Annotated in this window: 25 protein-coding genes and 1 other RNA gene; 16 read left to right on the forward strand and 10 right to left on the reverse strand. The window is 52.4% G+C overall.

The window, feature by feature from the left end; all coding sequences use genetic code 11:
• The 3 genes from gatC to gatB are packed head-to-tail and all read left to right on the forward strand — an operon-like array spanning position 1 to position 3220.
• A complete protein-coding gene (gene gatC / locus H8S44_RS03385; RefSeq protein WP_186873248.1) occupies positions 1-294 on the forward strand; it encodes an Asp-tRNA(Asn)/Glu-tRNA(Gln) amidotransferase subunit GatC in 294 nt (97 codons plus the stop codon).
• A 13-nt stretch (positions 295-307) separates the two neighbouring features.
• Positions 308-1771: an Asp-tRNA(Asn)/Glu-tRNA(Gln) amidotransferase subunit GatA gene (gene gatA, locus H8S44_RS03390; RefSeq protein ID WP_186873247.1), complete on the forward strand. Its 1464-nt coding sequence runs from the start codon at positions 308-310 to the stop codon at positions 1769-1771.
• Between the two features lie 15 nt (positions 1772-1786).
• The gene (gatB, locus tag H8S44_RS03395) at positions 1787-3220 is read left to right on the forward strand and encodes an Asp-tRNA(Asn)/Glu-tRNA(Gln) amidotransferase subunit GatB (RefSeq protein ID WP_186873246.1); all 1434 of its coding nucleotides are present in this window, start codon (positions 1787-1789) and stop codon (positions 3218-3220) included.
• Between the two features lie 219 nt (positions 3221-3439).
• On the opposite strand, the gene H8S44_RS03400 is transcribed toward gatB, so the two are convergent.
• Positions 3440-3640: a cold-shock protein gene (locus H8S44_RS03400; protein ID WP_158364594.1), complete on the reverse strand. Its 201-nt coding sequence runs from the start codon at positions 3638-3640 to the stop codon at positions 3440-3442.
• A gap of 222 nt (positions 3641-3862) precedes the next feature.
• Between H8S44_RS03400 and H8S44_RS03405 the strand changes: the two genes are divergently transcribed.
• Positions 3863-4741, forward strand: a complete 879-nt coding sequence (locus H8S44_RS03405) for an amidohydrolase family protein (protein WP_186873245.1) — start codon at positions 3863-3865, stop codon at positions 4739-4741.
• 76 nt (positions 4742-4817) lie between these two features.
• Here the strand turns inward: H8S44_RS03405 and H8S44_RS03410 are convergent, their stop codons facing one another.
• Positions 4818-5288 carry a hypothetical protein gene (locus H8S44_RS03410; RefSeq protein WP_186873244.1) on the reverse strand — a complete coding sequence of 157 codons (471 nt, stop codon included), beginning with the start codon at positions 5286-5288 and terminating at the stop codon, positions 4818-4820.
• 149 nt (positions 5289-5437) lie between these two features.
• Here H8S44_RS03410 and truA point away from each other — a divergent pair, with 149 nt between their 5' ends.
• Both truA and H8S44_RS03420 read left to right on the forward strand, forming a co-directional pair.
• On the forward strand, positions 5438-6175 hold the full coding sequence (gene truA, locus H8S44_RS03415; RefSeq protein ID WP_186873243.1) for a tRNA pseudouridine(38-40) synthase TruA: 738 nt from the start codon (positions 5438-5440) through the stop codon (positions 6173-6175).
• Positions 6176-6272: 97 nt separating this feature from the next.
• Positions 6273-7283, forward strand: a complete 1011-nt coding sequence (locus H8S44_RS03420; protein ID WP_186873242.1) for an ABC transporter substrate-binding protein — start codon at positions 6273-6275, stop codon at positions 7281-7283.
• 104 nt (positions 7284-7387) lie between these two features.
• Here the strand turns inward: H8S44_RS03420 and H8S44_RS03425 are convergent, their stop codons facing one another.
• Positions 7388-8872, reverse strand: a complete 1485-nt coding sequence (locus tag H8S44_RS03425) for a purple acid phosphatase family protein (protein ID WP_186873241.1) — start codon at positions 8870-8872, stop codon at positions 7388-7390.
• Positions 8873-8990: 118 nt separating this feature from the next.
• On the opposite strand from H8S44_RS03425, the gene H8S44_RS03430 reads away from it, so the two are divergent.
• The 3 genes from H8S44_RS03430 (at position 8991) to H8S44_RS03440 (ending at position 10543) form a co-directional block, all read left to right on the forward strand.
• Positions 8991-9719 carry a phosphatase gene (locus H8S44_RS03430; protein WP_207724140.1) on the forward strand — a complete coding sequence of 243 codons (729 nt, stop codon included), beginning with the start codon at positions 8991-8993 and terminating at the stop codon, positions 9717-9719.
• 75 nt (positions 9720-9794) lie between these two features.
• The gene (locus tag H8S44_RS03435; protein ID WP_186873240.1) at positions 9795-10091 is read left to right on the forward strand and encodes a YerC/YecD family TrpR-related protein; all 297 of its coding nucleotides are present in this window, start codon (positions 9795-9797) and stop codon (positions 10089-10091) included.
• 14 nt (positions 10092-10105) lie between these two features.
• Positions 10106-10543 carry an RrF2 family transcriptional regulator gene (locus H8S44_RS03440; RefSeq protein WP_186873239.1) on the forward strand — a complete coding sequence of 146 codons (438 nt, stop codon included), beginning with the start codon at positions 10106-10108 and terminating at the stop codon, positions 10541-10543.
• A 57-nt stretch (positions 10544-10600) separates the two neighbouring features.
• Here the strand turns inward: H8S44_RS03440 and H8S44_RS03445 are convergent, their stop codons facing one another.
• Positions 10601-11476, reverse strand: a complete 876-nt coding sequence (locus H8S44_RS03445; protein WP_186873238.1) for a homocysteine S-methyltransferase family protein — start codon at positions 11474-11476, stop codon at positions 10601-10603.
• Positions 11477-11633: 157 nt separating this feature from the next.
• Between H8S44_RS03445 and rnpB the strand changes: the two genes are divergently transcribed.
• Positions 11634-12033: RNase P RNA component class A (gene rnpB, locus H8S44_RS03450), an RNA gene on the forward strand.
• A gap of 23 nt (positions 12034-12056) precedes the next feature.
• Here rnpB and H8S44_RS03455 read toward each other — a convergent pair.
• Positions 12057-12461, reverse strand: a complete 405-nt coding sequence (locus H8S44_RS03455; RefSeq protein WP_186873237.1) for a PH domain-containing protein — start codon at positions 12459-12461, stop codon at positions 12057-12059.
• 217 nt (positions 12462-12678) lie between these two features.
• Here H8S44_RS03455 and pyrB point away from each other — a divergent pair, with 217 nt between their 5' ends.
• Both pyrB and H8S44_RS03465 read left to right on the forward strand, forming a co-directional pair.
• Positions 12679-13596, forward strand: coding sequence for an aspartate carbamoyltransferase (gene pyrB, locus H8S44_RS03460; protein WP_186873236.1), 918 nt, complete (start codon positions 12679-12681; stop codon positions 13594-13596).
• On the forward strand, positions 13596-14027 hold the full coding sequence (locus H8S44_RS03465; protein WP_186873235.1) for an aspartate carbamoyltransferase regulatory subunit: 432 nt from the start codon (positions 13596-13598) through the stop codon (positions 14025-14027). The genes pyrB and H8S44_RS03465 overlap by 1 nt, the downstream gene beginning before the upstream one ends.
• Before the next feature lie 303 nt (positions 14028-14330).
• Here H8S44_RS03465 and H8S44_RS03470 read toward each other — a convergent pair whose 3' ends face one another.
• From H8S44_RS03470 to H8S44_RS03480, 3 genes are all read right to left on the reverse strand, one after another.
• On the reverse strand, positions 14331-15413 hold the full coding sequence (locus H8S44_RS03470; RefSeq protein ID WP_186873404.1) for a sensor histidine kinase: 1083 nt from the start codon (positions 15411-15413) through the stop codon (positions 14331-14333).
• A 46-nt stretch (positions 15414-15459) separates the two neighbouring features.
• A complete protein-coding gene (vanR, locus tag H8S44_RS03475; RefSeq protein WP_186873234.1) occupies positions 15460-16158 on the reverse strand; it encodes a VanR-ABDEGLN family response regulator transcription factor in 699 nt (232 codons plus the stop codon).
• Positions 16159-16307: 149 nt separating this feature from the next.
• The gene (locus H8S44_RS03480) at positions 16308-16712 is read right to left on the reverse strand and encodes a putative ABC transporter permease (RefSeq protein ID WP_330593539.1); all 405 of its coding nucleotides are present in this window, start codon (positions 16710-16712) and stop codon (positions 16308-16310) included.
• A gap of 124 nt (positions 16713-16836) precedes the next feature.
• Between H8S44_RS03480 and H8S44_RS03485 the strand changes: the two genes are divergently transcribed.
• Genes H8S44_RS03485 through H8S44_RS03495 form a run of 3 tightly spaced genes read left to right on the forward strand, consistent with a single transcriptional unit; the run spans position 16837 to position 20180 of the window.
• Positions 16837-18144: a bifunctional folylpolyglutamate synthase/dihydrofolate synthase gene (locus tag H8S44_RS03485; RefSeq protein ID WP_186873233.1), complete on the forward strand. Its 1308-nt coding sequence runs from the start codon at positions 16837-16839 to the stop codon at positions 18142-18144.
• Between the two features lies 1 nt (position 18145).
• Positions 18146-19273 carry a prephenate dehydratase gene (pheA, locus tag H8S44_RS03490; protein ID WP_186873232.1) on the forward strand — a complete coding sequence of 376 codons (1128 nt, stop codon included), beginning with the start codon at positions 18146-18148 and terminating at the stop codon, positions 19271-19273.
• Between the two features lie 31 nt (positions 19274-19304).
• Positions 19305-20180, forward strand: a complete 876-nt coding sequence (locus tag H8S44_RS03495) for a DegV family protein (protein ID WP_186873231.1) — start codon at positions 19305-19307, stop codon at positions 20178-20180.
• 132 nt (positions 20181-20312) lie between these two features.
• Here the strand turns inward: H8S44_RS03495 and H8S44_RS03500 are convergent, their stop codons facing one another.
• Together H8S44_RS03500 and H8S44_RS03505 are read right to left on the reverse strand one after the other, a co-directional pair.
• Positions 20313-21329, reverse strand: coding sequence for an alpha-hydroxy-acid oxidizing protein (locus tag H8S44_RS03500; protein ID WP_186873230.1), 1017 nt, complete (start codon positions 21327-21329; stop codon positions 20313-20315).
• A gap of 5 nt (positions 21330-21334) precedes the next feature.
• Positions 21335-22201 (reverse strand): PHP domain-containing protein, encoded by an 867-nt coding sequence (locus H8S44_RS03505; protein ID WP_186873229.1) that lies wholly within the window; start codon positions 22199-22201, stop codon positions 21335-21337.
• A gap of 185 nt (positions 22202-22386) precedes the next feature.
• Here H8S44_RS03505 and H8S44_RS03510 point away from each other — a divergent pair, with 185 nt between their 5' ends.
• Positions 22387-22770: a BlaI/MecI/CopY family transcriptional regulator gene (locus H8S44_RS03510; RefSeq protein ID WP_186873228.1), complete on the forward strand. Its 384-nt coding sequence runs from the start codon at positions 22387-22389 to the stop codon at positions 22768-22770.

Genomic DNA, 22770 nt, shown 5'->3' on the forward strand with positions numbered 1-22770 from the left:
ATGGCAAATATAATTTCTGATGAAACAATTGAATATGTAGGCATTCTGGCGAAGCTGGAGCTGTCCGACGAGGAGAAAGAGGCGGCCAAGAAGGATATGGGCCGGATGCTGGATTACATTGATAAACTGAACGAGCTGGACACCGCAGGCGTGGAACCCATGTCCCACGTATTTCCCGTGAGCAACGTATTCCGGGAGGACCAGGTGGAAAATGGCGACGACCGCGAGGAGATGCTGGCCAATGCGCCCAAGGTCAAAGACGGTATGTATATGGTACCGAAGACCGTAGAGTAGGAGGTGACAGAGAATGGAATTTCGTGAAATGACAGCGGCAGAGATCGGACAGAAGATCAAAGCCGGAGAAATGACAGCCGTGGACGCCGTGAAAGCAGCCCTGGCTGAGATCAAAAAACAGGATGAGGTTCTGAATAGCTTTGTCACCGTGGATGAGGAAGGAGCCCTGAAAAGAGCGGAAGAGGTGCAGAAGAGCATCGACAGCGGGGAGCTCACCGGTCCGCTGGCAGGCGTTCCCATTGCCATCAAGGACAATATGTGTACAAAAGGTCTTAAGACCACCTGTTCTTCCAAAATCCTTTACAACTTTGAGCCAACCTATTCCGCAGAGGCGGTTTTGAATCTGGAAAAAGCCGGAATGGTCGTGATTGGCAAGACCAACATGGACGAGTTCGCCATGGGAAGCACCACTGAGACTTCCGCCTTTGGAGTGACCCGAAATCCCTGGAACACTGAACATGTACCGGGCGGTTCCTCCGGCGGCTCCTGCGCAGCAGTGGCTTCCGGTGAAACGCCCTGCGCCCTGGGTTCCGATACAGGCGGATCCATTCGTCAGCCCAGCTCTTTCTGCGGCATCACCGGCATTAAGCCTACCTACGGAACTGTATCCCGTTACGGTCTGATTGCCTATGGCTCTTCTCTTGACCAGATTGGACCGGTGGCAAAGGATGTGACGGACTGCGCGCTGCTTTTGGAGGCCATCGCTTCCTATGATAAGAAAGACAGCACTTCCGTGAAGCGTGAATCCTATGATTTTACATCTGCTTTAAAAGATGATGTGAAAGGTCTGCGTATCGGTATTCCGCGGGACTATTTCGGCGAAGGCCTGAATCCGGAGGTGGCTGCGGCAGTGAAGACGGCCGCGAAGGTTCTGGAGGAGAAGGGCGCTGTGGTGGAAGAGTTTGATTTAAGCCTGGTGGATTACGCCATCCCCGCTTACTACGTCATCGCTTCCGCCGAGGCCAGCTCGAACCTGGCCCGTTTCGACGGCGTGAAATACGGCTACCGTACCGAGGAGTACGAAGGTCTTCACAACATGTACAAGAAGACCCGTTCCGAGGGCTTCGGCCCGGAGGTGAAGCGCCGGATTATGCTGGGATCCTTCGTGTTAAGCTCCGGTTACTACGATGCTTATTATCTGAAAGCCCTGCGCACCAAGGCTCTGATTCGTCAGGCCTTCGACCGTGCCTTTGAAAAATATGACGTGATTTTGGGACCGGCGGCTCCGACTACTGCGCCGAAGCTTGGCGAATCCCTGTCTGATCCGCTTCAGATGTATCTGGGCGATGTCTACACCATTTCCGCGAACCTGGCCGGACTTCCCGGTATCTGCCTGCCCTGCGGCATGGATACAAAAGGACTGCCCATCGGTCTGCAGCTTCTGGGCGACTGTTTTAAAGAGGAGCACATCATCCGGGCAGCTTATGCCTACGAGTGCAGCCGGGGCCGGGCGGCCTTTGAGGGTAAGAGAGATTAGGAAGGAGTGGAGAAAATGAGTAAACAGTATGAGACCGTCATCGGTCTGGAGGTTCATGTAGAGCTGGCCACCAAGACCAAGATTTTCTGCTCCTGCAGCACCGCATTTGGAGGAGCGCCCAACACTCACACCTGTCCGGTATGTACCGGTATGCCCGGTTCCCTGCCGGTGTTGAACAAGAAGGTGGTAGAGTACGCCATGGCTGTAGGTCTGGCCACCAACTGTACCATCACCCGTCACAGTAAATTCGACCGGAAGAACTATTTCTATCCGGATAACCCTCAGAACTATCAGATTTCTCAGCTGTATGCACCCATCTGCCGGGACGGCTATGTGGAAATCGAGACGGAGACCGGTTCCAAGAAAATCGGCATCCATGAGATTCACATGGAGGAGGACGCCGGCAAGCTCATTCATGACGAGTGGGAAGACTGTTCGTTAGTGGATTATAACCGAAGCGGCGTGCCGCTGATCGAGATTGTATCCGAGCCGGATATGCGAAGCGCGGAAGAAGTCATTGCCTATCTGGATAAGCTGCGTCTGATCATCCAGTATCTGGGCGCGTCCGACTGCAAGCTCCAGGAGGGCTCCATGCGTGCGGACGTGAACCTGTCTGTCCGTGAGGTAGGCGCGAAGGAATTCGGCACCCGTACCGAGATGAAGAACCTGAACTCCTTCAAGGCCATCGGCCGCGCTATTGAGGGCGAGCGCCAGCGCCAGATTGAGCTTCTGAAGGAAGGCAGGCAGGTGATCCAGGAGACCCGTCGCTGGGATGATAACAAGGAAAGCTCCCACGCCATGCGTTCCAAGGAGGACGCCCAGGACTACCGTTATTTCCCGGAGCCTGATCTGGTTCCCATCGACATCAGCGAGGAATGGCTGGAGGAAATCAAGGCCTGTCAGCCGGAGCTGCGGACCGAGAAGCTGAAGCGCTATAAAGAGGAGTTTGAGATCCCGGAATACGACGCGCAGATTCTGACCGGATCCAAGCAGATGGCGGATATGTTCGAGGCGGCCACAGCCATCTGTAAGAAGCCCAAGAAGGTGTCCAACTGGCTGATGGTGGAGACCATGCGTCTCTTAAAGGAGGCCGGACAGGAGCCGGAGGATATGAGATTCTCCCCGGAGCACCTGGCAAAGCTTATCGAGCTTGCGGACGCCGGAACCATCAACAGCAGTGTAGCCAAAGAGGTCTTTGAGCATATCTTCCATGAGGATGTGGATCCGGAGAAGTATGTGGAGGAGAAGGGGCTGAAGACAGTCAACGACGAGGGCGCCCTGCGTGAAACCATCGAGCGCATCGTGGCGGCCAATCCCCAGTCCGTAGCTGATTACAAGGGCGGCAAGGAGAAGGCTCTGGGCTTCCTGGTGGGCCAGACCATGAAAGAGATGAAAGGAAAGGCGAACCCGGGTAAAGTCAATGAGATTTTGAAGGAATTATTGAAATAATGTAACTGCTCAATACCTGACCAGTTACACTGAACTGACCAGTTGCGAAATAATTGCGAAAATTCAGATGAAGTTCTGCAAAGAAAAAAGGGGAGCTGCTTTGTGAGTTATCACAGAAGCGGCTCCTCTTTTCTAATCTGCTTTTAATTACGATGCTTTCTTTCTAGTCAGAAACTGTTCAGTCTGTATATTAGAAAAAGGCACATGATTTACGGCTGATTATAACTTGGTTACGTTGGTAGCCTGCGGTCCCTTTGCTCCGTCAACAACGTCAAACTCTACTGCCTGACCCTCTTCCAGAGACTTGAATCCATCAGAATTGATACCGGAGAAGTGTACGAAAATGTCATTTCCCTGCTCGTCAGAGATGAAACCGTAACCCTTCTGATTGTTGAACCACTTAACTGTACCCTTGTTCATTGTGATACCTCCAAAAATGATTAAAATAGATTGGAAACCCGTCCGCAGACGGTACTCTGCCGCTTTACTGCGGCTGGGTTTAGAGTATCACAAACGGGAATCGGTGTCAATCACAAACAGGGCGAAAGATTGACTTTTTTCGGGCATTTGGGTACACTTGACAGAGAAGAAAAAAGTGAAGAAATCCTACAGGGTAAATCAGAAAACGGAGGCGTATTTTCGATGTTTGGAGAGTGTCATGCCCATGTGATCATGGATGGAAAAAATTATAAGGCGGCGGTGGCGCTGCATAAGGAGAGGCCAAATGAGGCGGTTATCCGGGAGCATCTGTCGGCCTGGCAGCAGGCAGGTATTACCTTCGTGCGGGATGGTGGAGACGCTTACGGTGTGTCGGAGCGGGCCAGGGAGCTGGCCGGGGAATATGGCATTGATTATCGGTCGCCGATTTTCGCCATTCACAGGAGAGGGCATTACGGCGGGATCGTGGGCCTGCCCTTTGATGACAAAGCAGGCTATCGGGAGCTGGTGAAAAGAGCGAAGGAGCGGGGAGCGGATTTTATCAAGATTATGATCAGTGGGATTATGGAGTTTGACACTTTCGGAAAGCTGACGGAGAAAGGAATCGACGGTTCTGATATTTCTTATATGATCGGGACAGCCCACGATGCCGGGCTTCGGGTCATGGCCCACGGAAATGGAGATGCTGCCGTACGGGCTGCCCTGGATGCAGGTGTGGATACCCTGGAGCACGGAAATTATATGGAAAAGGATACGCTGTGTCAGCTTGCGGAATCACATACCATTTGGGTACCTACTTTTGCGCCTACTGGAAATTTGATTGGCTGCGGCCGTTTTCCGGATGAGCAGGTAAAAGCCATTCTGGGGCGGCAGAGGAGTGCAGTGCGGTTCGCCTTTGAACAGGGTGCGCATATGGGTCTTGGCAGTGATTCCGGGGCATATCTGGTTCCCCATGGACAGGGGTTGATGGATGAGTACGCATTTATGAAGGAGGCCGTGGGGCGGGAACATGCGGAGGAACTGGACCGGAGGCTGGCGGAGTCGGAAGAGTGGATTCAGAAGAATATGAAGCGCGTCTCATAAGACGGGGCCGATTCAGAAAGTGAAATAATATAAAAGAGATGAAGCAAGGCGGAACAGTTTGCTTCATCTCTCAAATTTACAGTTCTTCTCTGCAGAAATAGCAGGTATAATTTCCGGGATCCGCGCCTTTGGGAATCAAATTGTCCGCGGCGCAGTAGCCGCAGCGGCAGACTTTTTTCCCTTCCGGAACAGGCATCCATTCTTCATAGCGCTCACCTGCATTGTGGGGCGCGCGATAACGCTTGGTGGGCTCGATGAAGGTGCGGGCGGAAGCCTCAGCGGGTGACGCTTCTTTCGCCGGATTCGGCCGGTTCGGAACCACGGTTTTTGTCTTCTCGGGTTTGGGCGTCCAGCCGGTTTTCTGTTTTTTGGAAGCCGGTTTATTGGGCACCGGCGGCTTATAAGGCGTAGCCGCAGGCCGGTTTGCCACAGGGGGCGGAGTGGAACCCTGAGAATTCTGCTGTCTCCGCTGCCGGTTCTTTTTTGAATCCAGGACAGCCCTGATAATGACAATAAATACGATAAGTTCAAAAATCAGACCAAACATAACGATTCACCTCAGTATAAAATAAAGATAGCAAAGTTTTTCACGGAGCGGGATTCCATGATGCTTTTAAAGTATCTGTTCAGAAAACATGGAATCTACATTTCAGATATTATGATACACGAAAAAAACAGAAAGGGAAAGTATATTTTATGAGAAATATAAAAATCGTAGTGCAATATGACGGCACCCGTTACAGCGGCTGGCAGAGCCAGGAACACGATGAAAATACCATACAGGGCAAACTGACAGCCGTGCTGAGCCGATTGCTGGGCGAAAAAATTGAACTGGCCGGCTCCGGTCGCACAGACGCAGGCGTCCACGCCCTGGGGCAGGTGGCAAACTTTAAAACCCGGTCACAGATGCCATGCGGCGAACTGCTGGAAAAGCTGAATCATTACCTGCCCGAAGATATCGGCGTTATTTCTGCCGAAGAAGTGGACGGTCGCTTTCACAGCCGCCTGAACGCAGTGCGGAAGACCTACAGCTACCATATCTGGAACAGCCCCGTCCATAATGTATTCGACCGTCGTTACACCTGGGCTATCGATCAGCCCCTGGACGTGCCCGCCATGCGCCGTGCCGCTGCAGAACTCACCGGAATCCACGACTACAAGGCTTTCAGTTCCATTAAACGCGGCAAAAAGTCCACAGTCCGCACCATTGAAGCCATCGAGATCGAGCAGACTGGTGCGGATATTACCCTTTCTTTCACCGGTAACGGCTTCCTTTATCACATGGTCCGAATTCTCACCGGAACTTTGGTGGAAGTGGGACTGCACAGGAAAACCCCGGAAGACATGGCTATGATCCTGGAATCCCTGGACCGGGAGCAGGCCGGCGTGATGGCCCCGGGGCAGGGGCTGTTTTTGGTGAGAGTGGAGTACTAAGAAACCGATAGGAAATGTTTGTATGTAGATAGGCAGAATTCACCTTTTTCCAACGTCCGTATACTATATAGTATTCGGAAAAAGGAGGATTCCCATTATGAAAAAGAAATATTCCACCCTGCTGGCAGGTGTGCTTCTGATTGGCAGCCTGGCCGCCGCAGGCTGCGGCGGTTCGGACAGTACAGCGCCCGACGGCCTGACCAAGGTTACACTGAACGAGGTAGCCCATTCCATCTTCTACGCGCCCCAGTACGTAGCCATTGAGAAAGGCTACTTTGCGGAAGAGGGTATCGACCTCGATCTGGTAACCGGCTTTGGGGCCGATAAAGTCATGACCGCCGTCCTTTCCGGCGAAGCCGACATCGGCTTTATGGGCTCAGAAGCCTCCATCTATGTCTACAATCAGAATCCAGACGATTACATCGTGAACTTCGCCCAGCTCACCCAGCGGGCCGGAAACTTCCTGGTAGCCAGAGAGGCCATGCCGGATTTTGAGTGGGCAGATTTGAAGGGGAAGGATGTTCTGGGAGGACGGAAGGGTGGTATGCCACAAATGGTTTTCGAATATATTTTGAAAAAACACAATCTTGATCCAACCACCGACATGAATATCGACCAAAGCATCGACTTCGGCTCCACTGCCGCAGCCTTCTCCGGTGGACAGGGAGATTTTACCGTAGAATTCGAGCCGGGTGCTTCGACTTTGGAAAAAGAAGGAAAAGGCTATGTGGTGGCGTCGCTTGGGGTGGATTCCGGATATGTGCCCTATACGGCCTACAGCGCGAAGCAGAGTTATCTGAAAGCCCATCCGGAAGTCATTCAGGGCTTTACTAACGGACTTCAGAAAGGAATGGATTATGTGCGGAACCATACGCCGGAGGAGATCGCGAAGGTCATCGCGCCCCAGTTTGCGGAGACGGATCTCGCGGATATCACCACGATTGTGACCCGTTATTATGAGCAGGATACCTGGAAGGATAATCTGATTTTTGAGAAGAAGAGCTTTGAGCTTCTGCAGGATATCCTGGCGGAAGCGGGAGAACTGGAGACCAGAGTGCCCTATGAGGAGCTGGTGACCACAGAATTCGCGGAGCAGGCGAAGAAATAAAAGAATACAAAATACAGAACAGCGCGGAACCGGAAGCTATGAAAGAAACCGGTTCCGCGCTGCTTTTAATATGGGATTTTTTATCATAAAACTGGGACAGAGAATTAGTCCTTCTGAATGGTGTATTCGTCGTAAACCGTCCAGGTATCCATCAGGTAGGCACGCAGGTGCAACTCACTGTCAGTCACGTCGAAGCGGATAGCCATGGGCGTGTCAGGCTGGCCGCTGTAGACGATACGCATTTCCTCCTCAGGAAAATGGTACAGGCAGCCGCTGGAGGTACCGCAGGTCACATACATGGTGCCTTCGGGATTCGATACCACGGCGCCGGGCTCATAGTCGTAGTCATTGTAGGTCTCGCAGTCCCGGTTTACAAAGGCGGTTCGGGAGTAGACGTGGTCGTGAGCGCCCAGCACCAGGTCGATGTCATTGTCGATGGCGATGCGGGCCAGGTATTCCTTGGCACCGGTATGGGAGTCCTCGGCGGCCGGATAGGCCGGGTAATGCTGGGCCAGGATCCGCCATTTGACCTGGGGATGTTCAGCCACCACCTGAGCCACATACTGCTCCTGGACAGCTTCGCCCTGGCTGGTACTGCTGTTCAGTACGATGAAGAGTACATTGCTGCGGATAAAGTAATAGTTACCGTCCTTGTCGTACTGGCTCTGTCCCATGGAAGAGCGGTTGGGCACATTGAAGTGCTCGTAGAAATACAGGCCGCCCGGATGGCCGTTTTCCTCCATGCTGTAGGCATTGGGCACATCGTGGTTGCCCACGGCGGGAGCCAGGGCGATCCGGTAGAGGGGCAGGTGTTCCAGATACATTTCATAATGCTCTTCACTTCCGTAGTCTGCCACCTGGTCGCCCACATGGAACAGGAAGGAAGCCTCCGGCACGTAGTCGGTGAGACGGTTCAGGACACTGTCCCAGCGCTCGGTGGTTACAGAGGCGTCCTCCACCTCAGACTGGCCGATCTGGGCGTCCGCAGTGACCAGGAAGGTCAGGTTACTGTCGGAGACCTGGGGAGCATGGTAGGAATATTCCGGGGACCAACCGTCGTCGTTCCCTACCTGGTAGGTGTAATCGGTGTCCGCCGCAAAGCCGGTAACGGAGGCTTTATTGACATAGTAACCGGGTACTGTGGTGGAAGGGCTGCACTGGGCGTCGAAGGTCTGTGTTTCCCCGGAACTCTGATTCGTCCAGCGGACCTGTCCTTTTGAAGCACTGGGGGAAAGCCAGTTAAAGCGCAGTTCGTCCGCAGTGGCACCTACCTCCAGGGAAAGACAGCGGATGGGGGTGGTGTTAAGAAGCGGGGCGCTGGTATAGTCAGGGAGAAAAGAAGCCTGCTGCTCGGCGGCTGTAAGCTCCGTCGAGGTATCAGTTTCGGGTTTCTGTGTATGTTCAGAAGCAGAGGCGTCCTCCTCTGGCTTTGGAAGGGTTTCTTCAGCAGGGCCGGGATCTTCTTCCCGGGCTATGCGTCCGGCTGTAAGCTTCCATCCGGCAAGGGCCAGGAGTATCAGCAGAACAACAGCGGTGATTTTGATGCCGATTCGGTTGGATGAACGGCGGGATTTTTTTGTTTGTTTCATGATGGTTCCTCCTTTAGGCGTCCAGTATAACATAAAAAGGCCCAAGAGAAAACATGTTCTTGTATTTCTTTCGGGTAGAGCCTATAATAGCAGTATAAACGGAGAGGGAGAGCTTATCATGATTCATGACAGAATGGACACGCACACACATACGATAGCCAGCGGACACGCCTTCAGCACGATTCGGGAAAATGCGGCGGCCGCGGCGGCAAAGGGGCTGGAATTATTGGCGATTACCGAGCATGCGCCCTGCATGGCAGGTAGCTGCCAGGGGATCTATTTCCGGAATCTGAAAGTGGTAGACCGGCATGCCTATGATGTGGAGCTGATGATGGGAGTGGAGCTGAATATTCTGGACGAGCAGGGAAGAGTAGATCTGGATCCGGCTACATTGCGTCAGTTGGATATTCGCATTGCCAGCCTGCATATTCCCTGTATCAATCCGGGCAGCAGGGAGTTCAATACGGAGGCCTGTGTCAATGCCATGAAGAATCCTTATGTGAATATTCTGGGACATCCGGACGACCCCAGATATCCGGTGGATTTCACAGCTTTGGTGCAGGCGGCAAAAGAGTACCATGTAATGCTGGAGCTCAATGATAATTCCCTGCGGCCGGGCGGCTCCAGAAAAGGAACGAAGCCCCAGGACGTGGAAATGCTGAAGCTCTGCATGCAGTATCAGGTTCCGGTGGTCATGGGCAGCGACGCCCATGTGGATACGGATGTGGGACGGCATGATCTGGCCATTGGCCTGCTGGAGGAGCTGAATTTCCCGGAGGAACTGGTGGTAAACCATTCCGTCAAAATGCTGAAAGATCAGATATCACAGAAAGCTTCTGGACTTTAAAATTTTACTGTGTTAAAATAGAGATATTGTTTAATATCATACTTTTAATATAGTATCAGGATAAAGGAGAATGTTGTGAATAAGAAGATTAGAACGGAAGCTGTAGATTTCCTGTTTGACGCGATTCTGAGTCTGCAGAATAAAGAAGAATGTTATACCTTCTTTGAGGATGTGTGTACCATCAATGAGCTGCTTTCCCTGTCGCAGCGGTTTGAAGTAGCCAAGATGCTCCGGGAGCAGAAGACCTATCTGGAGATAGCCGAGAAGACGGGAGCTTCTACGGCGACCATCAGCCGGGTGAACCGTTCACTGAATTACGGAGAGGACGGATACGATATGGTATTCGAACGCCTGGAGAAAAATAAGCAGTAAATGAGGAAGTAAATATGAAGATTTCTACAAAAGGACGATATGCCCTCCGCTTTATGCTGGAGCTGGCTGCGCACGGAGATAGAAAGTATGTGCCGCTGAAGGAGATTTCGGCGAAACAGGAGGTATCTCTGAAGTATCTGGAGCAGATTGTATCCCAGTTTGGGAAGCTGGGACTGCTGGAGAGTGTGCGGGGGCCACAGGGAGGTTATCGTCTGGCGAAAGCGCCGAAGGATTACACCGTGGGAGAGATTCTGCGTTATGCGGAAGGTGACCTGGCGCCGGTGGCCTGCCTGGCACAGGATGTGAATACCTGTCCGCGTCAGGTGGAATGTGCGACGCTGCCTTTCTGGCAGGGACTCTATCAGGTGATTACGGATTATGTGGACAGTGTGACGCTGGAAGATCTGCTGGAGCAGCAGAGAGCGCGCAGCGGAAGTGAGTTTTATATTTAAGAGAGAAGCGAACGAAAGAAAACCCGGCATGTGCCGGGTTTTCCTTATAGGCTCCTGTTAAATAAGCGCCTTCTTCAGTTCACGGATAAATTCCGGTGTGGTTCCACAGCAGCCGCCCAGAATCGATGCGCCGGCAGCTCTAAGCTTCAGCATGCTTTTGGAAAAATCCTCCGGTGCCATGCTGTAAACAGCCTCACCGGTCTCGGGAGAGATGGAAGGCATACCTGCGTTTGGCTTGGCAATGACCGGGATGGATATCCGGTTCCGGATACCGGCAATCACAGACTCCAGCTGATCCGGGCCTGTGGAGCAGTTACAGCCCACGGCAAAGGCGCCCATGGCTTCCAGCTCTTCCACTGCGTCGAATATATTGCCGCCGAAGAACAGGCTTCCGTCGGCCTCCATGGTCAGCGTACAGAATACCGGCAGGTCGCAGACCGCCTGGGCCGCGTCCAGGATGACCAGCGTTTCATTGGAAGCCAGCATGGTCTCTGCCACCAGAAGATCCACGCCTGCTTCTGCCAGGCAGGAAATCTGTTTTTTATAGGATTCATACAGATCTTCATATTTCATGGGTCCCAGGGGTTCCATAAGCTTCCCGGTGGTAGTCAGGTCTCCGGCCACCAGAACCTGATTGCCCACTGCTTTTCGGGACAGACCTACCAGAGTGTGGTTCAGACGCTCGGTTTCAGCAGCCAGACCGTGGGTTCCCAGACTGATGGGATTTGCCATAAAAGTGGGGGCGTAGACAATGTCTGAGCCTGCCTCCGCATAAGCTTTCTGCAGCTGGATAATGGCATCCGGATGTTCGGCTACCCATTGCTCGGTGCAGATTCCTTTGGGCATACCGGCTTTCATCAGATTAGAGCCGGTGGCTCCGTCCAGAATCAGAGTTCCGTTTCCAAGGCGTTTCGTCAGTTCTTCTTTTGTCATAATGTGCCTCCTCTTATCCAGATACTGCCTGAAGCAGCATAATTAATTTCATGATAGTAGAAATCTCTTGGTCCGTCAAGAAACTTTGAAGAAAAATAGCGGAATGACGGAAATCTGTACTTGCATGGGAAAAATCCCCGTGCTATACTGAAACACGCAGGTAAAGCAGATGTTCGCGGCTGGCAGGCCGAAAGGTGCCAGGTGAGGAAAGTCCGGGCTCCACAGGGCAGGACGCCGGATAACGTCCGGCGGAGGCAACTCCAGGGACAGTGCAACAGAAAGATACCGCGTCAGCAATGAGCCGAGGATACCCGGCAGTGCGTAGCAATTTCAGGTATACTGGGCTCATTGCTGACGTAAGGGTGGAAAGGCAGTGTAAGAGACTACCGTCCGTCTGGTAACAGGCGGAGCCATGTAAACCCCGTCCGGAGCAAGACCGAAACGAGACATAACCCGGCCCGGGTGTCTCAGGTGGGTCGCTTGAGCCTGCCGGCGACGGCAGGACTAGATAGATGAACATCCAATGACATAACCCGGCTTACCGCTTTGCCTGAAAAGAGCCCCCGTACGGGGGCTCTTTTTAGTGCATATGCGGCATCCCACAATCATCGTGGATGTCATGTATGCTGTCCGGATCCGGCATAGCGCCGATATTCTGAGTGTTCAGGGTACGACGCTTCATCCGCTGATCTTCCGACTGCTGCAGAATGAAATCCTTGATGGCCCGGGCGTTCTTGATATGGGTAAGCTCGAGACGGGGATGGGTTACGTCGCCTGTATTGCAGATGATGGTGCCCAATCCCATGATACGTTCGAAGAGACTGGTGGTCAGGGTCACATCCTGAATCTTATACATATAACAGTCGTCCTCTTTCCGGTTCAGGAATCCCTGTTCGATGGTGACGATCTCCTCGGTAATGGTATAAGTGGTAAAGCTAAGGGGAAGTCCTAAGAAGACCCAGCGCTTTTTTTCTCTGAATTCCATAAGAGTGCCTCACTTTCCGGCAAACCGGGAAATGAATATCCGGATGCCTTGAATTGAAATACCTGCGTCTGTTTCACAGGTAAAGTTATAAAACTTACGTTACTTAAAAGTATACTTGAAAAAGTATGATTTTGCAAAAGATATTTGTTGAAATTCGGAAAAGTTTGATGTAATATATTACGAGATAAAAATTAACAAAGCCAAATGGGAGGTTATTATGAGACATCTTATGAGCCCGTTGGATTTTTCTGTGGAAGAAGTAGCGAAGGTCCTGGATCTGGCCAGTGACATCGAGAAGAATCCTGCAAAATACGCACACGCCTGTGACGGTAAGGTACTGGCGACATTATTTTATGAACCGAGTACAAGAACAAGACTTAGTTTTGAATCTGCAATGATCCACTTAGGTGGTCAGGTCTTAGGCTTTTCCAGCGCGGCATCCAGTTCCGCATCTAAAGGAGAAAGTGTTTCCGATACGATTCGTATGATTTCCTGTTATGCTGATATATGTGCAATGCGGCACCCGAAAGAGGGAGCTCCGATGGTTGCGTCCGCAGTTTCCGGGATCCCGGTCATTAACGCAGGCGATGGCGGCCATCAGCATCCCACCCAGACCCTGACAGATCTGATGACCATCCGTTCCCTGAAAGGTCGTCTCGACCATATTACCATCGGTCTCTGCGGCGATCTGAAGTTCGGCCGTACCGTGCATTCTCTGGTGAAGGCTCTGGTTCGTTACGAGAACGTGCGCTTTGTATTCATTTCCCCGGAGGAGCTGCGGATTCCCAGTTACATCCGTGAGGAAGTACTGGATGCCAATGGTCAGGAATATAAGGAAGTGGAGCGCCTGGAAGATGTCATCGGTGAGTTGGATCTGCTGTACATGACCCGCGTCCAGAAAGAGCGTTTTTTCAACGAAGAGGACTATGTACGTCTGAAAGACTTCTATATTTTAAATAAAGAAAAAATGGATCTGGCTAAGCCGGATATGTTGGTACTCCATCCGCTGCCCAGAGTCAATGAAATCTCTGTAGAGGTGGACAATGACCCGAGGGCTGTTTATTTCAAGCAGGTACAGTATGGCGTCTACGTTAGAATGGCGCTGATTCTCACACTTCTGGAGGTGAATGTATAATGTCAATGTTAAGCGTAGGACGGATCTCTGAGGGCTTCGTACTGGATCACATCCAGGCCGGCAAGAGCATGGAGATTTACAAATATTTGAACCTGGATAAGCTGGACTGCACCGTGGCTATCATCAAGAATGCCCGCAGTGACAAGATGGGAAAGAAGGACCTGATGAAGATCGAGTGTCCCATTGATTATATCGATATGGATGTACTGGGCTTCATCGACCATAATATTACAGTGAATATTGTAAAGGACGAGAAGGTAACGGAGAAAAAGACGCTGACTCTTCCAAAGGAGATTCGCAATATTGTAAAATGTAAGAACCCCCGCTGTATTACCTCCATTGAACAGGAGCTGGATCAGGTCTTTGTTCTGACGGATCCGCGCAAAGAGGTGTACCGCTGCAAGTACTGCGAGGAAAAGTACAAGAGATAATAAAGAAATTTTATACAGAGTCAGAAAAACTTGGTGTTGGGTGTTATGTCCAGCACCATTTTTCTTTTATAAAATGTTGAAGTGACATTTTAACGTGTGAGAATATAATGAAATTGTGTTGGATTATGAAAGAAAATATTAGATTGTGTTAACGATACAGAATTCATCGCGGAAGCCCCATTTCTGTCTCCTATCGGGCGCGTAAAGGAATCCTGGAGTATATAGTGATAGAATGTGAAAAATTGGATGGGGAGAAGGCTCACAGAGCAAACAGGGGACTGCCTACGGTGGTCTGTCTGCAGTTCAGACTGCAGGCAGAACCACGGAAAAGACAGTCCCCTGTTTGGTACTTTCCGCAAAGATAGTTCCGTGATGAGCCGTGACAATTTCTTTGGCGATAGCCAGTCCCAGTCCTGCACCGCCTTTTTCGGAAGAGCGGGCGTCATCCAGCCGATAGAACTTTTCAAAGATGGCTGATAGCTGCTCTGCGGGAATCTGCGGCCCCTGATTGGTGAAGGTAATATGAATGGTTTTTTCTTTTTCATCCTTCCGGGTACGGATTTCAATGGCTGTGTCCGGAAAACTATAGGCAGCCGCATTTTTCAGAATGTTGTTGAAAACCCGGGCCAGCTTGTCCGGGTCGCCCGGCAGGATCAGATCCTCCGGAACTTCCATATGAATGGACTTTCCGCCGGGGGCCAGAATGGGATAGAATTCTTCCGCAAGCTGCATCAGCAGAAAAGAAAGGGGAATATTTTCCCGGGTCAGTGTAATGTTGTGCAGGTTAAAACGGGTGATATCGAAAAACTCATTGATGAGCTGCTCCAGCCGGTAGGCCTTGTCCAGGGTAATAGACAGATATTTGGCCCGCTGCTCCGGGGGCAGATCCGGCGCTTCTTTCATCAGATCCAGATAGCCGATGACAGAGGTCAGGGGCGTGCGGATATCGTGGGCCAGGTAGACGACCAGGTCGTTTTTGCGTTCCTCAGCCTGCCGGGCGTCCCGTTCCCGCTTTTCCAGGATGGTCTTGCACTCATTCAGCTTCAGCTCCAGCGCCGCCATTTCCGGGGAAAGAGTAATGAGCTCCTCCTTTTCGTCCAGCAGGGCATCGCAGCCTGCCAGAATCTCGTCGAAGTACTCGGTCACCCAGCGGATGGAATAGCGGAATACAACAATGATGGCGATGATGATGGCGGCCGCAATGATGAAATCCAGATTGTTCCGGAAGGTGACTTCGTAGATATAGAGGGCGTCATCGTAGTCCAGGTGGAACAGTCCGGTGAGAAAGCCCACGACTGTGTTGCCGAAGCGGCCCCGGATCAACTCCCGAAGCAGGAAGACAGCTCCGATGGCAGCCAGCACCAGGGACAGGATCTTCCGCATCATTTTCCGCTCAAAGAGCACATAATGATTTTTGCTTTTTCTCGAATCCTTAGTCAATTTTGTACCCCACTCCCCATACGGTCTTGATATACCTGGGCTTCTCGCTGGAGTCGTTCATCTTTTCCCGGAGATGCCGGATATGCACCATGATGGTATTGTTATTGGTACTGTAGTACTTTTCGCCCCACACGTCGTAGAAGAGACGGTCGGAGCTGACCACTTCGCCCCGGTTTTTACAGAGACTCCAGAGGATGGAAAACTCGGTGGGAGTCAGAGCCAGCGGTTTTTCATTCAGAGTACAGGTATGGTCCCGCTTATTGATGGTCAGTCCCGAGACAGTGATGGAATCCGGATCCTCCTGGGCAGGGGCCGCATTGTACTGGGTAAAGCGGCGCAGCTGGGCTTTCACCCGGGCGATGAGCTCCAGTGGCCGGAAGGGTTTGGTCATATAATCATCCGCGCCCAGAGACAGTCCGGTGATTTTGTCGATCTCTTCATCCCGGGCGGTCAGCATGATGATGGGAAAGTTGTGGGACTCCCGGATTTTCTGACAGATGGTAAAGCCGCTGATATCCGGGAGCATCACATCCAGGATGGCCAGATCCGGAGTCTCCTGCTCCAGATAGGCCAGGACCTCCGTTCCATTGTAAAATTTGTGTACCTCGTAGGATTCATTTTTCAGATATAATTCAAGCAGGTCTGCGATTTCTCTCTCATCGTCTGCGACCAGAATTTTTGTCTCAGCCATTTCAGACACTCCATTTCTGTATTACACACGTTGTGCAGGATCCGGTATGGAATCTCTCATAGATAATCGATCACGGATCGGTTTCAGTATAGCAGAAATGGGACAAAAATGATCCTGTAGTTTGGAAAATTAAGATTCTTTTCACATTTTCATAAGGTTTTCCGGCGGTCAGTGCGGGTTAGAAACCTTTCGTATAAAAGTCCGGTCAGAAACCATACGGGGGCGTAGTCCAGACGAATGACCCCGTGGATGTTCAGTTTTGCATGGCTGTAGTCCCAGGGGCAGCAGTTCCGCTTTTTTAAGATGGTTCCGCTCACGTATTCCATCAAGAAAATCAGGCACATGTAGACGCTTCCCCGGAACCAGGCACTCCTTCTGCGTAGGAGCTTTGACAGGGGAGCGAAAAGAAAGGCCATACCGTAGATGGGGAACATCCAGATGGAGGACTGACCCATCAGTTTCATTTTCCGCTGCCGGAGGGACTTGAGGCCGGTCCAGAAGATCTCCAGACACCAGCCCAGAAGGCCGCATTGGATAAATTTATTTTTCATCATGGAAGAAGTATGTTCTGGAATCGGGAAAATTATGCGGACGGACGGAAGAGCGGCTTCGGTCTTGCAATCGACAGGTGGGTAAAGTATAATGGAAAAGAAATTCAGAGAAATCGAGGAAAACATAATGACATATGAAGAAGCGAGAGCTTTTATAGATGATACGGCGAAATACGGCTATGTGCTGGGGTTGGATACCATCACCGAGCTCATGAAGTGGCTTGGAAATCCCCAGGACGATCTGAAGTTTATTCACATCGCGGGCACCAATGGCAAGGGCTCCACCCTTGCTTATCTGTCCACCGTTTTAAAAGAAGCGGGCTACCGGACAGGACGTTATCTGTCCCCGGTAATTTTCGATTACCGGGAGCGGATCCAGGTGAATGGGGAATATATTACTGAGGAGGCAGTGGCACGGCTGGCAGAGCAGGTGCGGCAGGCGGGACAGGAGATGCTGCGGGATGGTTTCGCCCACCCCACCACGTTCGAGACGGAGACGGCTATGGCCTTTCTGTATTTCCGGGAAATGCAGTGCGACGTGGTGGTGCTGGAGTGTGGTATGGGCGGCATGACGGACGCCACCAATGTGATAAAGAGCACTCTGGCCTCCGTATTCGTGGAGATCGGCATGGATCACATGGGCTTCCTGGGCAATACGGTGGAGGAGATTGCAGCGGTGAAAGCCGGGATCATCAAGCCGGGCAGCCAGGTGGTCAGTGCGGCCCAGCGGCCGGAGGTGGAAGCAGTCCTGAAACGGGTGGCAGAGGAAAAACAGGCAGGATTCCATATGGTGGAACGGGACGCGATCCGGGATGTACGCTATGTTTTCGAGGATCAGACCTTTACTTATCGGGAGTATAAGGGGCTGCGGCCGGGACTCACCGGAAGCTGGCAGGTGGACAATGCCTCTCTGGCGGTGGAGACGGTGCTGGTGCTGCGGGAACTGGGATATGACATATCTGACGAAGCCCTGCGGAAAGGACTGACGGAGACCGTGTGGCCGGGAAGATTTACGGTTATTGACCGTGAGCCTCTGTTCCTGGTGGACGGAGCCCATAACCGGGACGCGGCGGACCGCCTCAGGGAGACCCTGGAGCTCTACTTTCCGGAGAAACGGAAGGTACTGATCGCAGGCGTACTGGCAGATAAGGAATACGATTACGTTATGAGTCAGCTGACGCCCCTGGCAGATCAGGTGATTACCGTCATGACACCGGACAATCCCCGGGCCCTGCCTGCGGAAAAGCTTATGGAGACTGTAAGAAAGTATAATTCAAAGGTGGAGGCTGCGGACAGCCTCGGAGACGCAGTAGAGCGTGCCTGGAGCTATGCGGGAAAGGGTGATATGATTCTGGCCTTCGGTTCTCTGTCCTATCTGGGGGAGCTGACCCGGACAGTACAGGCGAAGGCCCGGAAGAAAGAGCAGGAGAGTTAAGATGAGAGATTTGAAGGAACTGCGCGTAGAGATCGACCGGATTGACCGGCAGATGGTGGCGCTTTTTGAAGAACGGATGGGAATTTCCCGGGAAGTGGCGGAGTACAAAGTGGCCACCGGAAAGAAGATTCTGGATAAGGAGCGGGAGCAGCAGAAGCTGGAGGCTGTCAAGGCTCTGACTCATAATGATTTTAACAGCCATGGAGTGGAGGAGCTTTTTAAGCAGATCATGGCCATGAGCCGGAAGCTCCAGTACCGTATGATGGAGGAGAAAGCCCTGGGCCGCCTGCCCTTTGTAATGGTGGATAAGCTGGAGAAGGAAAAGGTCCGGGTGGTGTATCAGGGCGTGGAGGGTGCGTACACCCAGCAGGCCATGTTCGCCTTTTTCGGCGAGCAGGTGGATCATTTCCATGTGGAACGGTGGCGGGACGCCATGGACGCCATCGCGGAGGGCATGGCGGATTATGCGGTGCTTCCCATCGAGAATTCCACGGCGGGTATAGTCAATGATAATTATGACCTCCTGGGAGAATATGACAATTACATCGTAGGCGAGCAGATTCTTTCGATTCAGCATGCCCTGCTGGGCACGCCGGATGCGGAGATTTCTGATATCCGGACGGTATACTCCCATGTACAGGGGCTGATGCAGTGCGCCGCATATTTGGATGAACACAGAGACTGGACGAAGAAAGAGGCGCTGAACACGGCAGTGGCGGCCCGGAAGGTGGCGGAAGAGGGCGATAAGACCCAGGCGGCCATCGCAAGCCCCCTGGCGGCGAAGCAGTACGGGCTGAAGGTTCTGGAGGAGGGTATCAACCGCAGCGGCAATAACTCCACCCGGTTCCTGATTGTCACCAACCAGCCTATTTTCTCGAAGGATGCAAAAAAGGTCAGCATCTGCTTTGAGGTCACCCATGAAAGCGGCTGTCTGTACAATGTGCTCTCCCATTTTATCTACAATAATCTGAATCTGTGCCGGATTGAGTCCCGTCCCATACCGGATCGGAACTGGGAGTACCACTTTTTTGTGGACTTTGAAGGCAACTTAAATGACAGCGCGGTGAAAAATGCCCTGCGGGGTATCCGTGAGGAAGCGCTGAATCTGAAGATCCTTGGAAATTACTAGAAGAAGTTACATGATAAAAGGAGGAACGGAAATGAATCCCTATGTAATTATGACTGATACTACAGCTGATTTGCCGGAGAGTTATATCCGGGAGCATAAGCTCCAGATTCTTTCTCTGAGCTATATGATGGAGGGAACCACCTATGACCGGGAGCATCCCTTGGATGTAAAAGAGTTCTATAGAAAAATGCGGGATGGATCCATGCCCACCACATCCCAGGTGAATCCGGAACAGGCAAAGGAGGCCATGACAGCCTGCCTGGAACAGGGAAAAGACGTGTTGTACATCGCTTTTTCCTCAGGCCTGAGCGGTACCTATAACAGCAGCCGTATGGCGGCCGAGGAGATCCGTGAGGAAGGAAAATATCCGGACAGAACGGTGCGGGTGATCGATTCTCTGAGCGCTTCCTTAGGTGAGGGCCTGCTGGTGCATAGAGCGGTACAGCTTTGGGAAGCAGGAAAATCACTGGATGAGACGGCGGCATGGGTAGAAGCCCATAAACTGGAATTCTGCCATGATTTTACGGTAGATGATCTGTTCCATCTGCATCGGGGCGGCCGGGTGTCCAAAGCCACGGCTATTCTGGGAACGATGATCAATATTAAGCCCATTCTTCACGTGGATGATGAGGGGCATCTGACCGCCATCGGAAAGGTACGGGGACGAAAGAAGTCCATCGCGGCCCTGGTGGATCGGATGGCGGAGCAGATGAAAGGCTTCGAGGCGGAGAATGATGTGGTATTTATCAGCCACGGAGACTGTCAGGAGGATGCGGAATACCTGAAGAAGCTCATTGAAGAGCGATTTGGTATCCGGGAGTTTGTGATCAACTATGTGGGACCCACCATCGGAGCCCATTCGGGTCCCGGTACTCTGGCGCTGTTTTTTATGGGACGGCCGCGATAGGGAAAAAGAAAGTTTCGGAACGGAAAAGAGAATCAAAAAAGACAGCCCGGAAGAAAGGGGAGCCCTGGGGCCCGTCCTTTCTTCCGGGCTGTCTTATGATCATAGGCTGCGGTCAGGCTGCTGCCTGTCGGATTAGATTCTCACGCAGTCGCGGGTAATTTCGTCCAGAGAAGCTACGCCGCACATGGCCATGGTGTCCTTCAGCTCTCCGCCGATTTTATTCACATAGGACTCCACGCCTTCCCGGCCTCCGCCGTAAACGGCAGTCACAAAGGGTCTGGCGATGATGACCGCGTCTGCGCCCAGGGCCAGAGCCTTGAACACGTCCGCGCCGCTGCGGATGCCGCCGTCCACCAGAATCTTCATGGAGCCGTCCACAGCCTGGGCGATCTCCTCCAGCACCTCGGCGGTGGACGGGCACTGATCCAGTACACGGCCGCCGTGGTTGGAGACTACGATGGCTGCCGCGCCTGCTTCCTTTGCCTTCAGAGCGCCTTTGACAGTCATGATACCCTTTACAATGAAAGGAACGCCTGCTTCCTCCGCGATGGCCCGAAGCTCATCCACGGACTTGCTTCCGGCGGGAGGGGTCAGGTTCTGCAGGAAGGGAAGTCCTGCGGCATCAATGTCCATGGCTACGGCGAAGGGATTCGCATCGTGAACCAGAGCCATCTTCTCCCGGATGGTTTCCAGGTTCCAGGGCTTTACGGTGGGAATACCGAAGCCGCCTGCGTTTTTGATGGCCTTGGTGGCCGCCACCATCACGTTGGCGTCGGTGCCGTCTCCGGTGAAGGCCGCGATGCCGAACTCAGCGCAGGCGGACACCAGAATATCATTGTAGGAGACGTCGTTTAAAGAGTCTCCGTAATGAAGATTCACAGCGCCCACGGGGCCTGCGAAGAAGGGGTATTTGAAGGTCTTTCCGAAGAGGGAGAGAGAGGTGTCGATGGGGCGGTTCTCCACCAAAGTGTCCATCTGTACCCGGATCTCTTTCCATTTGTCATAGTTGCGGATAGCGGTGTCGCCGATGCCTTTGGAGCCGGGACCGGGCATCTGGTTGCGGCAGGCCTTTCCGTTGCACTCGGGACAGGCCTTGCAGTATGCGCCTACCTTTCCTTTTGCCAGTTCGATACATTCCTTATAATTCATTTGTATTACCTTCTTTCCAGAGTATTTTTTCGGAGCTGTTCCAGAATCTCATAGGGAATCTTCAGGTTCCCGCGGCCGCTGCCCAGATCGATGAAGGGCTTGTTCTTTCCGTGAAAGTCCGAACCGCCGGAGATCTGAAGGCCTGTCTGTCTGGCCAGACGGCGCATTTGGTTTTCATCCCGGGCGGTGTAGGTGGAATACAGGGCTTCCAGGGCTTTCAGTCCCGCGTTTTTCAGCTTCAGGGTCAGTTCTGTGAGCCGGTCGGCGCCCATACCGTACAGCAGGGGATGGGCCAGGACCGGGATGCCGCCTGCAGCGAGAATGAGGCCGACGGCCTCCTCGGGAGCCGTCTTTTTCCGGGGTACGAAGCAGGGGCAGCGATCGCCCAGATAGCGGTCGAAGGCTTCGCTGATGGAGGAGACATAGCCCTTTTCAAAGAGCATGCGTCCGAAATGGGCCCGGGTTAGTACCGTGTCCTGCCCGTAGGCGGCCCGCAGCTCTTCTTCCGTAAGGTCGAAGCCGCCGATGGTGCGGAGCCGTTCCAGCATTTCCGCATTCCGTTCATCCCGGCTTTTCTGAAAGTCCAGAAGCTTCCGGGAAAAATCTGCCTGTTCCGGGTGAATATCCAATCCTACGATATGGATGTCCCGACTCTGATATTCTGTAGAAAATTCGATACCCGGCACAAACTCCAGGCCGCAGGCTGAAGCAGCCATGGCAGCCTCAGAAAGTCCGTCCACCGTATCGTGATCGGTCAGGGCAAAGGCAGCCAGTCCCTTTTCAGCGGCATAGCGGGCCAGTTCCGTGGGAGTGAAAGTTCCGTCGGAACAGGAGGAATGGGTATGAAGATCGATGAAACCGGATTCGTTCATGAAAGTTCCGTCCTTTTTATACAATAGATTCCAGGGATTATTTTATAGAGTTTTGCCGGAAAATTCAACAAAATTCTTGACATAGATCTTTGGCAAATGTAGAATAAAAGAAAATGACTTCGGCAAATGCAGAAGATAAAACATGTCATACTATCTATATGAAATAAAAACAGGAGGAAATGAACATGGCAGGAAAACGACTTCCGGATTCTGAGCTGGAACTGATGATGATTATCTGGGACGCGGAAGGTTCCGTAACCCGGTCGGAGATCGAGGACCGGCTTCCGGCAGAGCGGAAGCTGTCGGCTACCACGGTGCTGTCCTTCCTTTCCCGGCTTCAGGAAAAGGGCTTTCTGGAAGTGGAACGGGACGGAAAGACGAATCGTTATCGCCCGCTGGTGGAGAAGGAGACCTATCTCCGGGAGGAGAGCCGCAGTATCTGGAAACGGCTCTACCAGAATTCCGTGGGGAACTTTATGACGGCTCTGGGCAGCGGAGAGGAGCTGTCCGATCGGGATCTGGACGAGCTGCAGGAGTTCCTGGACAGACAGAGAAGGGGGCGGAGCTGA

Source organism: Anaerosacchariphilus hominis (assembly GCF_014290175.1).
Taxonomy (GTDB): domain Bacteria; phylum Bacillota; class Clostridia; order Lachnospirales; family Lachnospiraceae; genus Laedolimicola; species Laedolimicola hominis.